The sequence below is a fragment of the Croceitalea sp. W27 genome, from assembly GCF_055693185.1.
On sequence record NZ_CM146327.1, the window covers coordinates 3,253,405 to 3,272,989 of the forward strand.

Consider the following 19,585-nt stretch of genomic DNA (forward strand, 5'->3'; position numbering starts at 1 on the left):
TTTTATGTCGTTAAAGATAAAATATTATAAATTCGCCCAGATGCGACTTTTACGTAAAATAGCTTTTCCGGTTTCTTTAGTCTATGCTATGGCGGTTTACCTGCGTAATTTTTTTTATGATAAGGGTTGGTTCAAGTCAATATCATTTCAAGTGCCTACGGTTTGTGTTGGTAATTTAAGTGTAGGTGGTACCGGTAAAACACCAATGATCGAATATATTCTACGACTGTTTGAAGAGCATCATAAAGTGGCGGTATTGAGTAGGGGCTATCGAAGAAAAACGAAAGGATTTTTATTGGCCGATGAGCAATCGACTGTTCTAGAGCTAGGAGATGAACCTTTTCAAATCCACTCCAAATTTAATACGGTAACCGTTGCTGTTGATGAAGACAGACAAAATGGAATCGCTACACTGGTCCGAAAGATAAATCCGGATTTAATTTTGTTAGATGATGCCTTTCAACATAGAAAGGTAAAACCTACGCTTTCTATTCTCTTAACTACGTTTTCTAATTTGTATGTCAATGATTGGTACTTGCCTACCGGAGAATTAAGGGATAGTAAAAAGGAAGCTAGAAGAGCCCAAATTATAATCGTCACGAAATGCCCTAGTTGTATTACGGAAGAAAAAAAACAAAGCATTGTTAACGCAATAAAACCTAGAGCCTATCAGCAAGTATTGTTCAGTACATTGAAATATAATGAGTTTTTGGTAGGATCGAATAACCGAATATTGCTTTCCAGTTTACAAGGAAAACGTTTTTCTTTGGTAACCGGAATTGCCAGTCCTCAACCTTTACTCGATTATTTAATTACTGTGAAAAGCAGTTTTGAACACTTTCAATTTGCGGATCATCATTCTTTTAGCGAAAATGATATTGAAAGTTTTTCTAAAAATGAATGTATTGTTACCACCGAAAAAGATTTTACCAAACTAAAAGGAAGATGTAAAAACCTGTTCTATATAGAAGTACGGCATGAATTTTTGGGCAATGGTAATGAAAGTATTGAAAAAGCAATAAAGAATATTATGCCTGATTTTCGGTCTTCTTCCTAAATATATTTTCTCCAATTTTTTGATAGAATACCTCAGGTTTAAAAGGCTTTGTGACGACATCGTTGCAGCCTGCAGCGTAAAAACTATCGAGGCTGTCATCCATGGAAATTGCAGTTAAAGCGATTATGGGTATTTCTTTATTGAACATTCGTATTTGTATAGTAGCCTCTTCTCCGCTGATGCCCGGCATATGAATGTCCATTAAAATGGCGTCATACCTCTTGTTCTTGGCGGCATCAATCGCCTCATTACCATTATTTGCAATATCACAAGAAATACCTTTTTTATTCAGCATTTTTTTGGTAATTACCTGGTTTATTTTGTTGTCTTCAACGATTAATATATGTAACCCGGTAAAATCAAAATCTTCTTGGCTCATTTCAAAAGAGATATCAGCTACTACGCTGTCTTGATACTCTAAATCTAAGTTGAAATAAAAGGAACTGCCAACATCAATCTCGCTCTTTAATTGAATTTTACTGTTAAATAGGCCTAAAAGGCTTTTAACAATGGTGAGGCCAAGACCAGTTCCACCATATTCTCGATTTATCTGAACAGAGCCTTGTTCAAAACTATCAAAGATGTTTCTTTGTTGTTCTTCAGAAATACCAATGCCGTTATCACGTATTTCAAAATATACATTTACACGATTTTCATCTTTACTTTCAAGTTTCGTAATTACATCTACTTGACCGTCTTCCGTAAATTTAAGGGCATTGCCGACTAAATTCATTATAATTTGAGATAGCTTCACGGGGTCTCCCATTAGGTGCATTGGAATGTCGTTGTCATAGTCCAATACAATTTTTGTGCTATTCTCATTCGCTTTTTGCTGCAATGAATCTATCACATCTGTTAGTACTGTTTTTAATTTGAATTCAACATTTAATGCTTCTAACTTATCTGCATCTATTTTATTGATTTGAAGAATATCATTGATAAAGTTCAATAAGTATTCACCTGAAAATTTTAGGGATTTTAAGTGCTCTTTTTGATGCTCTGCAGGGTTCTCATCTAACAACAAGTGTGTGAGTCCGGTAACGGCGTACAACGGTGTTCTAAGTTCATGTGTTACCGTAGACAAAAAATTGGTTTTAGCTTTCATTGCCGAAACAGCAGAGTCTCTTGCGGTCTCTAGTTCGCTGTTTTTGGTCTGAAGTAAATCGTTGGTTTTTAGTTTAATTTGATTGTTTCTAAAAAGTGAGACGGCCAATAAAGAAATGATTACCAAAAATGCTGAAGCCAATATTGCCGTAATTTCAGACCTATTCTTAGATTCGCTAAGAGTTTCATTTTCTTCACTCAATTTCTGAATTTGTTCGCCTTGAAATTTGGTGGTAATCTTATCGGCATTTTTTGTTTCAAGTTTAAATCGTTCTATGGTGTAAAGTGAATCCCGGATATTTAATAGATTTTTGGTAAATCCTAAAGCTTTATCATATTCCCTTAAATCTTCATAAACTCTGGCAAGAAACTGGTTAGCCAGTAACATTTCTTTAAAAAAGTTATTCTTTGTAGCCAATTCTAAAGCTGCCTCACCATGTTTGGCGCTTTTTTCAAGATTACCTTGTTTGAAGTTAAGTTCGGCTAGACCAAGATTTGCTTTGGTGGCCAGATATACCCGTTCATCAATATCAGAATTTACAAGCAGTGCATTTAATTTAGTTTCTGCTTCGTCAAACTTTTCAATATTGATAAAAATGGTAGCTTCCGTTAATTCAATATTATTTATTAGATTTTTATCGTTGCTTAGCAATTTAGCTTCTTCAAGCATTTTTATGGCCTGAAAGTTATTTTTTTCGCGATATAAAATCGTGGCATCTATGAATTTTTGAAAAGCGTCACCCAGGCGGTATTCTGTGCTCTTCAATATTGCACCTGCCCTATCTCTATAAAAAGAAGCGGTGTCGTGGTCATTTAACTCGATATGAAGCAATGCAATTTTCTGGTAGATGTCTACCAGTGTTTTCGGATTGTCGTTTTTTTCAGCTATTTCTGTAGCTTTATTTAGAACATCAATAGCGGAAGAAATTTCATTTTGATTTCGAAGGGTACGGGCTTCTTTGTAAACGGTAGCCATGGTATCTTTGGCCAAATAGGTATCTTGAGCCCTTGTACCGAAAGAGTGAAGTACAAAAACAATAGCCAATATAAGATTGGGTAAAATTGTATATGAGCTTTTGCGCGTCAAACGTAGTTTTTCTTGATAAGTAGATTTATTAAGTCGATCAATCTGGCACAGTAACCAGTTTCATTGTCATACCAGCCTATAATTTTCACCATTTTTCCAATAACCGAAGTCATCTGAGAATCAAACGTACAAGAATAATAACTATTGTTTATATCAATAGAAACTATGGGGTCTTTTGTATAAAAAAGTACATTTTTTAAGTCTTTTTCAGCTCGACTTTTAAAAGTACGGTTTATTTCGTCAATGGAAGTTTCTTTTTTGACATTGAAAGTTATATCGGTTAACGAACCATTTGGCACAGGCACCCGAATGCCGCAGCCCCCGATTACATTACCTAAATCAGGAAATATTTTTGTCAGTGCTTTGGCGGCACCCGTAGTTGTAGGAATAATTGATTGAGATGCTGCCCTTGAGCGTCTTAAATCCCTGTGGGGCCTGTCATGTAGACTCTGGTCAGAGGTGTAGGAGTGAATAGTGGTAATATAAGCCTGCTCTATACCGCACAATTCGTCAATTACTTTTATCATTGGAGCCGCATTGTTCGTTGTACACGAGGCATTGGAAATGATATGGTCACTTTCATCTAAAATGCCTTCATTTACGCCCAAAACAACCATTTTCATGCTATCATCAGAGGGTGGTACCGATAGAATAACCTTTTTTGCACCATTCTTAAGATGACCTTCTAAATCCTTTTTCGACTTAAATTTACCGGTAGCCTCTATTACAATATCCACGTCATAATCGCCCCAATTAATGGCTTCAGGGCGGGAAAAGTTTAAAACGGGTATCTCTTGATTTTTGAAAAGAATGTTATTTTCTTTAAAGGAAATTTCCTTATGGAACATGCCATGAATACTATCATATTTCACCAAATGCGAAAGTGTTTCCGCATCGGCTAAATCATTTATAGCAACAACAGTTATGTTTTGATTATCAGCTAGAAGTCTAAAGAGCGTCCTGCCTATTCTTCCAAAACCATTAATACCAATAGTGATATTTTTCATTTGATATTATATGTTAGAGCGAATATGAAATTGTGCTTTAAAACGGGTGTCTATTAATGAATATGTTTGTGCGCTTTGTATGAAGAACGCACTAAAGCCCCACTTTCTACATGCCTGAAACCTAGTTCTAAACCAATATTTTCATATTTTTTGAACTGTTCAGGTAAGATAAATTGTTTGACAGGTAAATGTTTTTTAGAAGGTTGTAAATATTGACCTATGGTCACTACATCAACATCTACTACTCTAAGGTCTTTCATGGTTTGTATTACTTCCTCTTCTAGCTCGCCTAAACCTAGCATAATTCCAGATTTTGTTCGGTTAGCACCATTTTTTTTGAGGTAATTCAAAACTTCAAGACTTCGGTCGTATTTCGCTTGTATTCGCACTTCTCTGGTTAGCCTTTTTACAGTTTCCATATTATGCGAAATTACTTCAGGAGCAACTTCTATAATTCTGTCCAAATGATTTTCAATACCTTGGAAATCTGGAATTAACGTCTCTAAAGTAGTTTCAGGATTCATTCTACGGATAGCTTTTACCGTTTCGGCCCAAATGATGGACCCCATGTCCTTTAAATCATCTCTATCAACAGAAGTAACTACGGCATGTTTGATCCCCATGATTTTGATGGAACGTGCTACTTTTTCTGGTTCGGCCCAATCTACACTTTCTGGTCGGCCTGTCTTAACACCGCAAAAGCCGCAAGAGCGTGTGCAAACATTACCTAAAATCATAAAAGTCGCGGTACCTTCTCCCCAGCATTCACCCATATTAGGGCAACTACCCGAGGTGCATATGGTATGAAGGTCGTATTTTTCAACTAATCCGCGAAGTTGAGTGTATTTTTTACCTGTGGGCAATTTTACCCTTAACCATTTTGGTTTGCCTTTTGGTGGGCGCACATGTTCGGCTGTTTCTACACTCATAACAAATTCTTTATTGCAAATATACGAATTGGGGGTCAACTGTTTTTTAGAAAACCTACTTGCTTTTAATGATTTCCGCTAATAATTTTTTCGCTCTTAAGAGCTTTACCTTAACGTTGTTTACTGGTTCGTTAAGCTCTTTTGCAATAGCTGCATAGCTCAATTCATTGAAATAGCGCAGATTGATAACTTCTTGATAGTGGGGCTTCAGTTTTTTGATATGAGAAAGTAAAGTAGCCAAATTTTGTTCCGTAATTAGCTGGTCTTCCACCGTAGGGGATTCGTCCAGCACTTTTTTGACAGCATCGGAAGTACTATTTTCAATACCTGCCAACACATTATGTTTTCGTTTTCTAATAAGGTCTACGTGTATATTTTTCGAAATTGTAATGAGCCAAGTTTTAAACTCATACTTATCATCATAAGTCTTTATTTTATCAAATGCCTTTGAGAAGGTTTGAATGGTAATGTCTTCGGCGTCATTTTCATTTTTGGTCCGGTCCAATTGAAAATAGTACACATAATTCCAAAAGGTATCTAATAAAGAACTAAAAGCAATTTGATTTCCAGCTTTAGCCTTGTCTATTCTCTCTTTTAAAACTTCGTCTGTTTTATCCAAAAAAGTAATTTACGGGTTGTCTGCAAGGGGCATTAAGCAACTGCATCTTTTTTGCAGTCTTGTTCATCGGGCAGTTTTCCACAGAAACCGCAGACTTCGCCCTCTTTATTTAGAAAAGGATTTTGACTGGCACAAGTTCCTGCAAATTTGCCATCTTTCTTTGACCAAATTTTAATGGCTATACCGGCGAAAGCTAAGGCCAAAAGTGCTATAGTGAGAAGAATCAACTTCATGTATTGAATTTTGTACAAAAGTACAAAATATGCACTGAAGAAATGCTGAAACTATTTTCCTTTAAGGGAAATTTAGTACTTGATATTCGCTACGATATTTTGCACTGTAGGCGTTTCATTTCCTCCTTGAGGTTCTATGGTGATGTAGCTAACAGCATTATCTGCGTAGGGTAGGGCCAACAGTTTTTCCTTATCATCGAATTGTTTGATGATTCCTAGATTCACCATTTCACCATTAACTTCCGCCCACATTTGAAAACATTTGTCTTCAGGAAGTTGTGGAAGGTTACTTACGTTTATATACGATAATTTCTTTACCGGGTTTACGTAGGCAACAGCCTTTAACTCCTGGGCTTTTTTATTACCATTAACGGTAAATCTTCTTGTATTAGGATTGTTAAGAACGATATATTGGTTTCTGATGTCTTCAAGTTGAATTTTCATATCATTCTCCAAATCTTGAATCTTACTATTAACAATCAAATTTTCTTCTTGTAAACTCTTATTCTGATTGTAAAAGAAATAGGTTGCTCCGGCAAAAATTAAGGCCGCAATACTCGCCGCTACAGCAAATCTGTAAAATTTACTTCTACTTCGCTTTTCTTGCCTAATTCTAAAAAGAATCTGCTCTTTAAGGCCTTGAGGTGTCTTTAAGGCATGCATTTTGGCAAAAGTTTCAAGATTTTCTTGCAGTTCGTTATATGCTTCCCTTACTTCAGGGTACATGGCAATATAACGCTCTACTCTGAGCGATTCTTCCGTTGTTGTAGAACCTAAGAGGTATTTTTCCAACAGGTCGGTATCCAAAAATATTTTAATCTTTTCTTTCATTACAACACACTTAAAACTATTGCCAGCACCATTGATGTGCCATATATTTTACGCAATTCGCGAAGTCCAATTTTCAGTCGCGATTTAATTGTACCCAAAGGGATGTCGAGTTCATCACTCGCTTCTTGTTGGGTCATTCCTTCAAAAAATAAGGCTTCGAGGACTACTTTATACTTCGGCTCAATTTTGTCAAGGTTCTCCTTAACATCCATCAACTCGGGCATAATACCTCTTGTGCCTAAGTTATATACGTCTGAAACGTCAATTTGGATTTCTTTATCGGCTTTTGTGTTTACACTCCTTAATTTATCGATTGCCGTATTTCTTGTAATTCTAAATAACCAAGTAAAAAGCTTTGCCTTGCTAGCATCATAAGAATCTGATTTCTTCCAGATTTTTATAAAACTCTCTTGCAATACATCCTGCGCTAAATCTTCATCTTTCACTACTTTATAGGCAACTCCATAAAGGGTATCACCATAGTTGTCATAAAGTAGTGAAATTGCCTTTTCATCTCGATCTTGTAATAATTCTACAATATGTTTTTCAAGTAGTGTGCTCATTTATAGGGCGTTGATAAAAAATAGCTTCTAAAAAAGTCCAAAAAATATTTCTTATCGTATATATACAAACGCTAAAGTAAGAAATTGATTATTACAGCGTATTTAATTTAAAATAAAGACAACAGTTTAAACGTATATAAATTTTTGGTTAGTTTGGTTTGGTATAACCCCTGTTTTTCTACTTAGAAATTCGGGGGTTATTTTATAATATTTACTTCTGGAACAATACTGATATTGAACTTATCTAAAACTGCCTTTTTAATTTCGTATGCTAGGTCTAAAATTTCTTCTCCGGTGGCATTGCCATGGTTTACGAGTACTAAAGCCTGTTTTTCGTGCACTCCGGCATCACCAAAACGCTTTCCTTTAAAACCACATTGCTCAATAAGCCAACCTGCAGGTATTTTAAAGGTTTTGTTATCCACCGCATAAAACGGAGCGTCTGGATTTTTTTTGCTGAAAGCTTCAAAGGTCTTTTTTGAAACTACTGGGTTTTTGAAAAAACTGCCACTATTACCTATCTCTTGAGGGTCTGGTAATTTACTCTTTCGAATAGCCACTACAGCATTTGATACATCTTTTATGGTGGGGTGAATAATATTATGTTTACTTAATTCATCTTCGATGGCCCCATAAAGGGTGTTTAACTTATGGTTGCTTTTCGTAAGTTTTAGTTTGACCGAGGTAATGATGAATTGCCCTTTTACCTCTTTTTTAAAAATTGATTCTCGATAACCAAACTTACAATCTTCCTTCTTGAATTCCTTTAGTTCTTGCGTGCGGATATCCATGGCCTCACAGCTAACAAAGATGTCTTTCAGCTCGGTTCCGTAAGCTCCTATATTTTGTATAGGAGCCGTACCGGTATTTCCGGGAATTAAGGAAAGATTCTCTAAACCTCCATAATCTTGTTCCAAAGACCAGAGTACAAGTTGGTGCCAATTTTCACCCGCCATAACTTTAATAACTACAGCTTCTTCCTCTTCTTCAAAGACAGAGATTCCTTTGAGATTGATATGCAATACTAAAGCATCAATATCTTTGGTAAGCAACATATTACTACCACCACTGATTACAAATTTCTCGGGGTAGGCCGACAATTGTAATGCTTTTTGCAGCTGCAATAAGCTGTTCACCTCCAAAAAGAACTTAGCTTTTGCTTCAATACCAAATGTATTGTAAGATTTTAAAGAGATGTTTTCTTGAATGTTCACGAATTGTGATATTGTTTTAATCCCTCGGAGAGAATGTGAACTGCTTTTTTAAGCTGTTCTTTCTCCAGCACATATGCTATTCGTATCTGATTGTTTCCTAAACCTTCGGAAGCATAAAAGCCAGCAGCTGGCGCGACCATAACGGTCTCGTTGTCCACATTGAATTTTTCAAGCAGCCATTGTGCAAAGTCATCAGAGTCTTTTACAGGTAATTCTACGACACAATAAAAAGCACCACTGGGTTGGGCAACTTTGACTCCTTCAACTTTTTGTAATTCTGATATCAATAAGTCTCTTCTAGAGACGTATTCTTCTATGACATCGTCAAAATAGCTTTGAGGCGTATCCAAAGCTGCTTCACTTGCTATTTGTGCCAAAGTTGGAGGGGATAGCCTTGCCTGTGCGAATTTTAAGGCCGTTTGTATCACTTCTTTATTTTTTGATACCAAACATCCGATTCTTGCACCACACATGCTATATCGTTTAGAAACCGAATCAATAACAATGGCATAATCTTCCAATCCGGAAATACCTAATAGGGAATAATGCTGTTTGCCATCATAAGCAAATTCACGATACACTTCATCGGCAATCAAGAAAAGGTTGTGTTTTTTTACCAATTCAGTCAGTTGCTCAATTTCCTCTTTGTTATACAGATAACCTGTTGGGTTACCTGGATTACAAATAAGAATGGCTTTGGTTTTTGGTGAAATCAATTTTTCAAACTCAGATATTGCCGGTAATGAAAAATTATCCTCAAGTTTAGAGACAATCGGTACGACATTTACACCATTTGCCGTCGCAAAGCCATTATAGTTGGCGTAAAAGGGCTCTGGAATAATGACTTCGTCGCCCTCGTCTAGAATACTTCCCATTGCAAATGATAAGGCCTCAGAACCTCCGGTAGTTACAATAATTTCTTCGGCCTCAACTTTTAGATGATGTTTGGCATAGTACTTCGCAATTTTACCACGATACTCTTCTGAACCTTCGGTTCTGCTATAGGCCAAAACTTCAATGTCACTATTTTTTATTGCATCCAAAGCGATTCTTGGAGTTTTGATATCCGGCTGCCCAATATTTAAATGAATAACCTTAGTGCCTCTTTTTTTGGCTGCTTCAGCATAAGGAACTAGTTTACGAATAGGCGAGGAAGGCATCTTGCTCCCTTTTAAAGAAATTTTTGGCATTTCGCGCTTAATTTTTCACAAAAATCGATAAACCACTTAAACAAAACAATTTAACGGTGTTTTATTTATCAGTTTGACTAATGTTAAATTAAATGTAACCAAGCTATTTATTTGCTATCTTTAAAAGAGTCAATCAATTAAATACTACTTCTTTCATGTTAAGAGTTAGCTACATAACATGCTTTCTTCTATGTTTTGGGGGCATTTTGTACGCCCAAAAATTTCAGATTCCTCCAGGTAAGAAGTTCGAGAAAATAAATTTTGAGCTCGTTAATAATCTAATGATTGTTCCTGTTGAGGTGAACGGGGCTAAGCTTTCTTTTATATTGGATTCAGGGGTTAGTAGCCCTATATTATTCAATATTACAAATCAAGATTCGATTCAGATTAACGATGTATCTAAAATAACCTTGCGAGGTTTAGGCGAGGGAGAGCCAATGGAAGCATTAAAATCTAGAAACAACATAGTAAAACTAGGCAATGCAGCAAATTTTAAACAATCGTTATTTGTTGTTTTAGATAAGGATTTAAACTTCTCCACTTCACTGGGAATTCCGGTACACGGTATAATTGGCTATGATGTTTTTGAAAATTTTATAGTTGACGTTAACTATACTAGGAGTTATATAAAACTTTATAATCCAGATTCATACAAGAAAGAGAAATTAACCAAACACCAAGAATTGCCTTTAGCTATTTATAAGAAAAAGGCCTATTTAACGGGAGCCATTCTTTTGGAAGACGATTCTGATGTTCCTGTAAAACTGTTGGTCGACACGGGTAGTAGTGATGCCTTATGGTTGTTTCATGACCCTGAAAAAGGAGTTAAAATTCCTGAGAAGAATTATGATGACTTTTTGGGAAAAGGCTTGAGTGGAGACATATTTGGAAAGCGAACCAAGCTAAAAGGGATTCGTGTCGGCGATTTTCTACTCAAGGACGCTAAAGCCGCTTTTCCTTTTAGAGAATCTTTTAGTGCTATTAAAAACCTCGGCAACCGAAACGGTAGTCTGGGAGGTGAGGTTCTAAAGCGTTTTAATATGGTTTTTGACTATAGTAATAAACGTATTTACCTAAAGAAAAATGCCAACTTCAAAACACCTTTTCAATACAATTTAGCGGGCATAGCCCTTCAGCATAATGGACTGCGTTACATTTCTGAGCGTATTACCAATGCTCAAGGTATTGTGAAATCTGGTAATGAAAAAGATACTTTTGGTAACGTACAAATTTTGATGGGTGATAGAACGAGGTTAAGTTTGGTCCCTGAAATAATAGTTTCTGGTATTAGAGCTGGTAGCCCTGCCGAAGAGGCCGGCCTTAAAGAAGGTGATATCATATTAGCGGTAAACGGAAAAAGAGTACACCAGTACAAGTTACAGGAAATTTTATCGATGATCAATCAGAAAGAGGGAAAAAAAGTGCGCCTACTCATAGAGCGTTATAATAGGGATTTGCTTTTTTCTTTTGTGGTCAAGGATATTTTTAAAACAAAAAAGCCCTGACAATTGTCAAGGCTTTCAATTTATATTTTTCAACTACTTATTTCGCACCTTCCACTAATTCACCTTTAATTTTGATGACTTTAGTTGGTGTATCCGCATTTGATGTTACGGTAATAGCCTTTCTAAAAGGACCTACAGGTCTTTTTGTATCATATTTTACTTCAATTTTTCCGGTCTCACCTGGAGCAATTGGAGCTTCTGGCTTTTTAGGAATGGTGCATCCACAACTTGATTTTACATTACTAATTACTAAAGGCGCATCGCCCGTATTTGTAAATTCAAAAGTTCTAACACCATCTCCGCCACGTTGTACCTTTCCATAATCAATGGTCTCGGCTTTAAATTCAATTTTTGCGGTCTTGTCCTGTGCTTTTACGCTTAAGGCCATAAGACCTACAAATAATAAAAGTACTGCTTTTTTCATCTTTTTAATTTTTTTGAGGAACTTCAAATTTAGGAGATTTAAACCTACATCCAAAATTCTTTTGTCATCTAATAACGTTACTTACTTTTGTTTCGTATTTATAGAATTGGTATTTGGTCGAACAGCACTAAAATTTAACATTGCTTTTCTTCATAAAATTCCAATTCACCCAGGATAAGACAAAAACTGTACCGAAAATATGGAGATTCCATCTAAATATGATTCTAAAAGAGTAGAGGGCCACTGGTATGACTACTGGATGAAACACGACTTTTTTAGCTCTAAGCCCGATAGTAGAGAGCCTTACACCATTGTTATACCACCACCAAACGTTACTGGGGTGCTGCATATGGGGCATATGCTTAACAATACTATTCAAGATGTTTTAATAAGAAAAGCACGTCTACAAGGTAAGAATGCATGCTGGGTACCCGGTATGGACCATGCTTCTATAGCTACAGAAGCAAAGGTGGTTGCCAAATTAAAGGAAAACGGAATAGAAAAGTCGGATTTAAGCCGTGAAGAGTTCCTTAAACATGCTTGGGACTGGACGGATGAGTACGGTGGGGTAATTCTTGAACAGCTAAAGAAATTAGGCTGTTCATGCGATTGGAGTCGCACCAAGTTCACTATGGATGACGATATGTCAGCATCTGTAATCAAGGTTTTTGTTGATTTGTATAATAAAGGTTTGATTTACAGGGGTTTTAGAATGGTAAATTGGGATCCTGAAGCACAAACGACACTTTCAGATGAAGAAGTAAATTATGAGGAAAGACAGGGGCTATTGTACTATTTGTCTTATGAAATTGAAGGTTCTGATGAAAAGGTTACGATTGCAACCACTCGCCCAGAGACTATTTTAGGTGATACCGCTATCTGTATTAACCCAAATGATGAGCGATATGCCCATTTACGGGGTAAAAAGGCCATTGTGCCTATTTGCAACCGGGTGATTCCGATAATTGAAGACGAATACGTCGATATTGAGTTTGGTACCGGGTGTTTAAAGGTTACTCCTGCACACGATGAGAATGATAAAAATTTAGGGGAGAAGCATAATCTAGAAGTAATAGACATTTTTAATGCGGATGCGAGCCTGAATTCTTTTGGAATGCATTATGAAGGCAAAGATCGTTTTGTGGTGCGTAAAGAAATTGCCAAAGAGCTTGAAGAAAAGGGGTTTTTGGTAAAAACGGAGCAGCATCTTAATAAAGTTGGTACTTCAGAGCGTACAAAAGCGGTTATAGAGCCAAGACTCTCTGATCAGTGGTTTTTGAAGATGGAAGATTTGGCAAAACCCGCTATAGAGGCTGTTTTGGGTAATGGGGAGGTAAAACTGTTCCCTAAAAAGTTTGAAAGCACGTATCGCCACTGGATGGAGAATATCCGAGATTGGAATATCTCTCGCCAATTATGGTGGGGGCAACAGATACCCGCCTATTATTACGGAGATGGTAAAGAAGACTTTGTAGTTGCCGAATCACTCGAAGAGGCTTTAAAACTTGCTCAACAAGCTGTCACCTCGAGCGGAGTCGAGAGGTCACTTACAGCAAATGACTTACGCCAAGACAACGATGTACTCGATACTTGGTTCTCTTCTTGGTTGTGGCCTATTAGTGTATTTGGAGGGATTTTAGAGCCTGATAATGAAGAGGTAAATTATTACTACCCTACAAATGATTTGGTTACTGGGCCAGATATTTTGTTTTTCTGGGTAGCTCGTATGATTGTAGCTGGGTACGAGTTTCGTAATGAAAGACCTTATGAGAATGTGTACTTAACAGGATTGGTAAGGGATAAACAGCGTCGTAAGATGTCAAAATCTTTGGGTAATTCTCCAGATGCCCTAAAATTAATTGAAGAGTATGGTGCTGATGGTGTTCGTGTTGGTTTGCTTTTAAGTTCAGCTGCGGGTAATGATTTAATGTTCGATGAAGCTTTATGTCAGCAAGGAAAGAATTTTGCCAATAAAATTTGGAATGCCTTTAGATTGGTAAAAGGGTGGGAAGTAGCAGATATAGAACAGCCAGAAGCCGCTAAGATTGGAATTGAATGGTACACTGCCAAGTTTAATCAAACTTTAGCTGAAATTGAGGACCATTATAGCAAGTATAGGATATCTGATGCTTTGATGGCAATGTATAAATTGATATGGGACGATTTCTGTTCATGGTTCTTAGAAATAGTAAAGCCTGCCTACCAACAACCAATAGATAAGAAGACGTTGACGTCGGTTATTCATTTGTTCGAAGAAAACCTAAGAATACTGCACCCATTTATGCCATTTTTGAGTGAAGAAGTTTGGCAGCACATGAACGAACGTTCTCCTGAAGAAGCTTTGTGTATTGCAAATTGGCCCAAAGTCGGTACGACCGACAGTAATCTAATTGCAGATTTTGATTTTGCTGCTGAGGTAATTTCTGGGGTGCGTAATATTCGTAAAGAGAAAAATATTCCCAATAAAGATGAATTGGAGTTGTTGGAGCTTAACGCTGGTGGGGTCTCATCTAAACTGAATGCCATTATTACCAAATTAAGCAATCTATCTAGTATTAGCACTGTTACGGAAGCGGTGGATGGGGCATTAAGTTTTAGGGTAAAGAGTAATGAGTATTTTATACCTATTGCTGACGCCATAGATGTAGAAGAAGAATTGAAAAAACTAAATGAAGAATTAAAATACACCAAAGGCTTTTTACAATCGGCACAAAAAAAACTATCCAACGAGCGCTTTGTAAATAATGCACCGCCACAAGTTGTAGAAATGGAGCGTAAAAAAGTAGCTGATGCCGAAGCTAAGATTGAAACTTTGGAAAAGAGTTTAGCGAGTTTGTCCTAACAATATATAGAGCTAAGAGGCTATCTGTATAAAGTTTTAATGAAACTTAGAAGTAAAAGTTAAAATCGATACAAATAAGGGAATTATTCTAGAATATCTTAAATAGGAATTTTGGTATAAGGAAACTTTACACTTTTGATATTAAAATTTAAGTTATGGAGTGGTTAAAACCAGAATATTTCGTTTTATTTTTTTTGTTGCTATTTACTATTCCAGATACAAGTGCGCAAAGGTCATTTCGTATAATTTATGAAGTCGAATCTAAGAATGACTTGGATAGTTACGAGAGTGCGGAGGTTAAAGATATCATGAAGCAAGTTCAGAAGATACTTTCTAATTTTCAATTTGAATTACTCGTCAACGATAAAGAGGCGGTTTTTAAAAAAATCGAAGAGTTGGAAAAGCCAAGTATAGATACGTCATTGTATGAATTGGCATTAGGATTTTGCTCTGGTGACGAAGTTTGGCACACTAAGGAAGATAGCATTGAAAAATTGGTTTTAAAAACGACTTATGGAATTAGTACCTTATTAATGTTGACCGAAGACGAGCAATGGGAAATAACAAATGAAACCAAGATGATAGGTGAATTTAATGTGCTAAAAGCAACTATTATAAGAAAGAGAGGTTCTTTTAATGAGGAAATCGAGGCCTGGTTCACAGATGAACTCCCTTTTTATTTTGGCCCTTTAGGATATAATGGTCTACCTGGTCTAATTCTTGAATTAAAGTATGCCAAAGTTTTGTTTAAGTTTATGAGGATTGAAGAAGGAACGGTTAATATAGAACCACCAATTGGAGTTACACGTATGTCCTTTGATAAATATTACCAAACACTAGAGGCAGAAATCGAGCAAATTAAAGGAGGGGGATGATTATTTCGCCTAAGAAGAAGCATAAATATTAGAGTAGCTTTTTTCTGCTTTCAAAAAACAATGATTAACCCTTCTTTATCAAAGTATTCGCCACCAATCCTCCAATAATTAAAAAGAGCCCTAAAAAGCTCCAGAAGGTATAATTATCATCAAACCAAAAGACACCAATGGCAATGGTAAAAATTACCTCGGTATATTTTATTGGAGCAACCTTATTAGTTGCTGCTATTTGAAAAGCTTTCGTCATATACACTTGGCCGAAATAGCCAAAGATTCCTAGGCTCCCTAATAACACCCAATCCCAACCTTGGGGTTGTATCCATATAAAAATGGAGATAAGCCCACCGATCACTGTTGATAGAAACATAAAATAATTTACCACAACGACAGGGTGGTCGCCTTTACCAATCTTTCGAATCATTATATAAACCAGACCTGTAAAAACTGAAGCTGTTATTACCAAAGCCATACCGGTGTTGCTCACGTTTCCATCAAAACCTTTAAGGATGATAACACCAGAAAAAGCCATCAGAAAGAAGAGCAGCTGAATGGGTTTCAGCTTTTCTTTTAACAAAAAAACTGCAAATATCGCAGCAAAAATAGGTGCGATGTAGCGCAAAGATACCGCGGTTCCAATAGTCAAATGTTTAAAGGACAGAAAAAACAAGCTCATCGAAATAAGGCCGAATAAGGCTCTGAGAGAGAGTAATTTTCTTTGGTTTCCTAAAATGGGAATCTTATTTCTTAAAAGGTATGTGGTTGCGAATACACATGAAGTGATCGATCTAAAAAACACTAATTGAAACCCAGGAATATGTTCTAAATATTTGATAAAAGCGTTCATTAGCGAAAATGAGGCCGTACTGATGAGCATAAAAAGAAACGCTTTTTTCACTAGTAGAAATAAGTAAACAAAGCTACAGTATTAAATGGCGTATTTGTGTAATGTATTTTATCATTCACTTGTAAATATGTTACAAAAGACTTTTCTTTGTTTAAAATCATTCTAAATAATGTCAAAAGAAAGAGAAGTATCCAATAAATTGAGAATTTATCACCGTTATCTAGGCTTTTTTTTAACCGGAATAATGGCGGTTTACGCCATAAGCGGTATTGTTTTGATTTTTAGAAAAACAGATTTCTTAAAAATCGAAACTGTAAACGAAAAGCAGCTTGAAGCCAATTTAAGTGCTGAAGAGCTAGGTAAGCTTATAAAAATCAAAGGGTTGAACTTCACTGCTACAGATGGGGCAGTGGCAAAATTTGAGCAAGGCTTTTACAATACCCAAACGGGTGAAGTAAATTATAGCACTAAAAAGCTTCCATTAGTGCTTGATAAAATGACCCATATGCATAAAGCGACATCTAAAGACCCATTATTTTTTCTAAACATATTTTTTGGCCTTGCACTTCTGTTTTTTGTGGTTTCGGCGTTCTGGATGTTTTTGCCTGGTAGTACAATATTTAAAAAAGGACTTTATTTCGTAGCAGGAGGCGTTGTTTTGACACTTATTATGCTGCTGGTGTAAGGTTTTTGAAAAATAGGTAACTTATAGGCATAACCTTTACACCTTAAGATGAAAAAAATCACCTACTTAGTATTTGTTTTTACTTGTTTATGGTCTAATGCACAACGAGATTGGAGTAGCGTTGAAATTACTTCCGAAAAACTTTCCGATAACATTTATGTGCTTTATGGTGCAGGGGGTAACATTGGTTTGGCCATCGGCGAAAAAAATGCCTTCGTGATAGACGACCAGTTTGGGCCCTTATCTGAAAAAATATTGGGGCATGTTAAGACCTTAACGAACAAACCAGTAAAGTGGGTTTTAAATACCCATTGGCATGGTGATCATACCGGGGGTAATGAAAATATGGCAAACCAAGGAGCAATAATAATTGCGCATGAAAATGTTAGAAAAAGAATGTCTACCAAGCAAGAACGTGGCGGTGGACGAGTTTCTGAACCTTCACCCGAAGCAGCCTTGCCAATACTAACTTTTAATGATAAGATGACACTTTACCTTGGCGGCGGAAAAAGTATGCATGCTATGCATGTAAACGATGCCCATACAGACGGTGATTCGTATTATTATTTTCCAGAAGATAATATACTGCACATGGGAGATAACTTTTTTGTTGGTCGTTACCCCTATATCGATTTAAATTCTGGCGGAGATATCGATGGATTAATTAGTAATGTCACTATGGCCTTGGGGATAATTGATGACGATACCAAAATAATTCCTGGTCACGGAAAAGTCACTGTTGGTAAAGAAGATTTGAAAAAATACAAAGAGGTAATCTCTGAATTGCGTGAACGCGTAATAAAAGCCCGAAGTGAGGGTAACTCTCTGGAAAAAACCCAGAAACTTGGTCTTTCAAAAGAATGGGATTCAACTTTTGGACAAGGGTTTATCAACGCTGATCGTATTGTGGAGTTCATTTATAAGTCTGCAGATTAGCCCATAGAGCTTATTTCTTTTTCAAATGGTTTTTTTACTTCCTTATTTGGCTAAACGGTGCGATAATTAAACATTTAATTCTTTTTTTTGCGTCTTTATTCAAGGGTTCTACAGTGTAAAAGTGCGAAATAGAGGGTTGAAAAGTCTCTTTTTCATGTTCTTTGTGCTACACTATGCTACTTTTCGAGTATTTTTGGTATTTTCAATTTCACTATTTTTCACACTGAAATGCTCATTTTGTGAATATGAAAAACTTAGATAGACGTCATTTTTTAAAGAAAACCTCTTTATCGGCAGCTGCGATATCAATACTGCCGAATACGTTATCCGCACAGCGGGAGCGTCCCTCAGGTGCAACCTATATGGGAGATTTTGCTGCGACTAAACTCGAGGTTGTTCGAGCTGCTTTTATTGGGGTAGGAGCAAGAGGGGGTGATCATTTAAAATTCTTGGCGGCTCTGCCCAATACCGAGGTGGTTGCTATTTGTGATATTTATGAAGATTTGGTGAAGCAAAAAGTGGGTTGGGTACGCGAAGTTTCAGATGAGAATAGACATCGGAATATTGCAGAATATTCGGGTGACGAAGATCAATGGCGACATATGTTGAAAGATGTGCGACCAGATATTGTTTTCATCGCTACCAATTGGCATAACCATGCCCCTATGGCAATAGAAGCAATGAATATGGGTGCGCATGCTTTTGTAGAAGTGCCGATTGCCGTTAGGCTTCAAGAAATGTGGGATATTGTTGATACATCAGAACGCACCAAGAAGCATTGTATGATGCTTGAAAATGTAAACTACAGTAGAGATGAGCTGATGTTTTTAAATATGTGCAGGCAAGGAGTTGTAGGAGATATTTTGCATGGAGAAGCAGCCTATATTCATGAGCTAAGATGGCAAATGAAGGAAGAAGAAAGAGGTACTGGTTCTTGGCGCACACATCATTATGCGAAAAGAAATGGCAATTTGTATCCTACGCACGGCCTAGGTCCGGTTGCACAGTATATGAGTTTGGGCAGGGGGGCAGATTCTTTTAAGAGTTTGGTTTCTTTTTCAACCCCTGCAGTAGGTAGAGAAAGGTATGCCGAAGCAAATTACCCAAAAGCACATAAATGGAATCAATTGGAGTATAATGGTGGAGATTTAAATACATCTATAATTAAAACAAAATTGGGTAAAACCGTAATGGTGCAATGGGATGAAACCAGTCCAAGGCCCTATTCAAGGTTGAATCTAGTTCAAGGAACGAAAGGTACACTTGCCGGTTTTCCAACTAGAGTAGCGCTGGAAGGTGGCGTTGAAGGCATCACTAAAGATCATCATTCATGGGTGCAAGGTGAGCAGTTGCAAGCACTATATGAAAAGTATGACCATCCTTTATACAAAAGACTTAACCAGGCTGCTAAGGGAAGTGGACATGGTGGAATGGACGGAATCATGGTTTACCGTATTGTAGAATGCCTACAAAAAGGACAGCCCTTAGACCAAAACGTTTACGAAGGTTGTTTTTGGAGTGCCGTTGCCCCGCTAAGCGAACGCTCGGTGGCGAGTGAAGGAGCTCCCCAACCCTTCCCAGACTTTACAAGAGGAAACTGGAAAAACACAAAACCCCTTTCAATAATAAATTAGAATTTA

18 protein-coding genes are annotated in these 19,585 nt (G+C 36.8%); 7 read left to right on the forward strand and 11 right to left on the reverse strand.

Going from position 1 to position 19,585, the window contains the following annotated elements:
• Positions 1 to 40 precede the first annotated feature (40 nt).
• Positions 41 to 1,057 carry a tetraacyldisaccharide 4'-kinase gene (gene lpxK, locus ACZ1GR_RS14665; protein WP_472609648.1) on the forward strand — a complete coding sequence of 339 codons (1,017 nt, stop codon included), beginning with the start codon at positions 41 to 43 and terminating at the stop codon, positions 1,055 to 1,057.
• Here the strand turns inward: lpxK and ACZ1GR_RS14670 are convergent.
• The 9 genes from ACZ1GR_RS14670 to ACZ1GR_RS14710 form a co-directional block, all read right to left on the reverse strand.
• On the reverse strand, positions 1,029 to 3,248 hold the full coding sequence (locus tag ACZ1GR_RS14670; protein WP_472609649.1) for a hybrid sensor histidine kinase/response regulator: 2,220 nt from the start codon (positions 3,246 to 3,248) through the stop codon (positions 1,029 to 1,031). The genes lpxK and ACZ1GR_RS14670 overlap by 29 nt on opposite strands.
• Positions 3,245 to 4,255, reverse strand: coding sequence for a type I glyceraldehyde-3-phosphate dehydrogenase (gene gap, locus ACZ1GR_RS14675; RefSeq protein ID WP_472609650.1), 1,011 nt, complete (start codon positions 4,253 to 4,255; stop codon positions 3,245 to 3,247). Before gap ends, ACZ1GR_RS14670 begins: the two co-directional genes overlap by 4 nt.
• Before the next feature lie 53 nt (positions 4,256 to 4,308).
• Positions 4,309 to 5,184, reverse strand: a complete 876-nt coding sequence (lipA, locus tag ACZ1GR_RS14680; protein WP_472609651.1) for a lipoyl synthase — start codon at positions 5,182 to 5,184, stop codon at positions 4,309 to 4,311.
• Between the two features lie 55 nt (positions 5,185 to 5,239).
• Positions 5,240 to 5,803, reverse strand: coding sequence for an RNA polymerase sigma factor (locus ACZ1GR_RS14685; protein WP_472609652.1), 564 nt, complete (start codon positions 5,801 to 5,803; stop codon positions 5,240 to 5,242).
• Between the two features lie 32 nt (positions 5,804 to 5,835).
• Positions 5,836 to 6,036: a membrane or secreted protein gene (locus tag ACZ1GR_RS14690; protein ID WP_472609653.1), complete on the reverse strand. Its 201-nt coding sequence runs from the start codon at positions 6,034 to 6,036 to the stop codon at positions 5,836 to 5,838.
• A 72-nt stretch (positions 6,037 to 6,108) separates the two neighbouring features.
• Complete coding sequence (locus ACZ1GR_RS14695) at positions 6,109 to 6,867, reverse strand: anti-sigma factor (protein WP_472609654.1); 759 nt, start codon at positions 6,865 to 6,867, stop codon at positions 6,109 to 6,111.
• The gene (locus ACZ1GR_RS14700) at positions 6,867 to 7,430 is read right to left on the reverse strand and encodes an RNA polymerase sigma factor (RefSeq protein ID WP_472609655.1); all 564 of its coding nucleotides are present in this window, start codon (positions 7,428 to 7,430) and stop codon (positions 6,867 to 6,869) included. The genes ACZ1GR_RS14695 and ACZ1GR_RS14700 overlap by 1 nt, the downstream gene beginning before the upstream one ends.
• Positions 7,431 to 7,627: 197 nt before the next feature.
• Complete coding sequence (gene murB, locus ACZ1GR_RS14705) at positions 7,628 to 8,644, reverse strand: UDP-N-acetylmuramate dehydrogenase (protein WP_472609656.1); 1,017 nt, start codon at positions 8,642 to 8,644, stop codon at positions 7,628 to 7,630.
• The gene (locus ACZ1GR_RS14710; RefSeq protein ID WP_472609657.1) at positions 8,641 to 9,834 is read right to left on the reverse strand and encodes a pyridoxal phosphate-dependent aminotransferase; all 1,194 of its coding nucleotides are present in this window, start codon (positions 9,832 to 9,834) and stop codon (positions 8,641 to 8,643) included. The genes murB and ACZ1GR_RS14710 overlap by 4 nt, the downstream gene beginning before the upstream one ends.
• Before the next feature lie 155 nt (positions 9,835 to 9,989).
• Between ACZ1GR_RS14710 and ACZ1GR_RS14715 the strand changes: the two genes are divergently transcribed.
• Positions 9,990 to 11,339: a PDZ domain-containing protein gene (locus ACZ1GR_RS14715; protein ID WP_472609658.1), complete on the forward strand. Its 1,350-nt coding sequence runs from the start codon at positions 9,990 to 9,992 to the stop codon at positions 11,337 to 11,339.
• 37 nt (positions 11,340 to 11,376) lie between these two features.
• On the opposite strand, the gene ACZ1GR_RS14720 is transcribed toward ACZ1GR_RS14715, so the two are convergent.
• Positions 11,377 to 11,763 (reverse strand): DUF1573 domain-containing protein, encoded by a 387-nt coding sequence (locus ACZ1GR_RS14720; protein WP_377764806.1) that lies wholly within the window; start codon positions 11,761 to 11,763, stop codon positions 11,377 to 11,379.
• Positions 11,764 to 11,962: 199 nt separating this feature from the next.
• On the opposite strand from ACZ1GR_RS14720, the gene ACZ1GR_RS14725 reads away from it, so the two are divergent.
• Both ACZ1GR_RS14725 and ACZ1GR_RS14730 read left to right on the forward strand, forming a co-directional pair.
• Positions 11,963 to 14,605, forward strand: coding sequence for a valine--tRNA ligase (locus tag ACZ1GR_RS14725; protein WP_472609659.1), 2,643 nt, complete (start codon positions 11,963 to 11,965; stop codon positions 14,603 to 14,605).
• 155 nt (positions 14,606 to 14,760) lie between these two features.
• Positions 14,761 to 15,480: a GLPGLI family protein gene (locus ACZ1GR_RS14730; RefSeq protein WP_472609660.1), complete on the forward strand. Its 720-nt coding sequence runs from the start codon at positions 14,761 to 14,763 to the stop codon at positions 15,478 to 15,480.
• 64 nt (positions 15,481 to 15,544) lie between these two features.
• On the opposite strand, the gene ACZ1GR_RS14735 is transcribed toward ACZ1GR_RS14730, so the two are convergent.
• Complete coding sequence (locus ACZ1GR_RS14735) at positions 15,545 to 16,375, reverse strand: DMT family transporter (protein WP_472609661.1); 831 nt, start codon at positions 16,373 to 16,375, stop codon at positions 15,545 to 15,547.
• A gap of 118 nt (positions 16,376 to 16,493) precedes the next feature.
• Between ACZ1GR_RS14735 and ACZ1GR_RS14740 the strand changes: the two genes are divergently transcribed.
• The 3 genes from ACZ1GR_RS14740 (at position 16,494) to ACZ1GR_RS14750 (ending at position 19,579) form a co-directional block, all read left to right on the forward strand.
• Positions 16,494 to 17,009: a hypothetical protein gene (locus ACZ1GR_RS14740; RefSeq protein ID WP_472609662.1), complete on the forward strand. Its 516-nt coding sequence runs from the start codon at positions 16,494 to 16,496 to the stop codon at positions 17,007 to 17,009.
• 48 nt (positions 17,010 to 17,057) lie between these two features.
• Positions 17,058 to 17,945: an MBL fold metallo-hydrolase gene (locus tag ACZ1GR_RS14745; RefSeq protein WP_472609663.1), complete on the forward strand. Its 888-nt coding sequence runs from the start codon at positions 17,058 to 17,060 to the stop codon at positions 17,943 to 17,945.
• 245 nt (positions 17,946 to 18,190) lie between these two features.
• Complete coding sequence (locus tag ACZ1GR_RS14750) at positions 18,191 to 19,579, forward strand: Gfo/Idh/MocA family protein (protein ID WP_472609664.1); 1,389 nt, start codon at positions 18,191 to 18,193, stop codon at positions 19,577 to 19,579.
• Positions 19,580 to 19,585 lie beyond the last annotated feature (6 nt).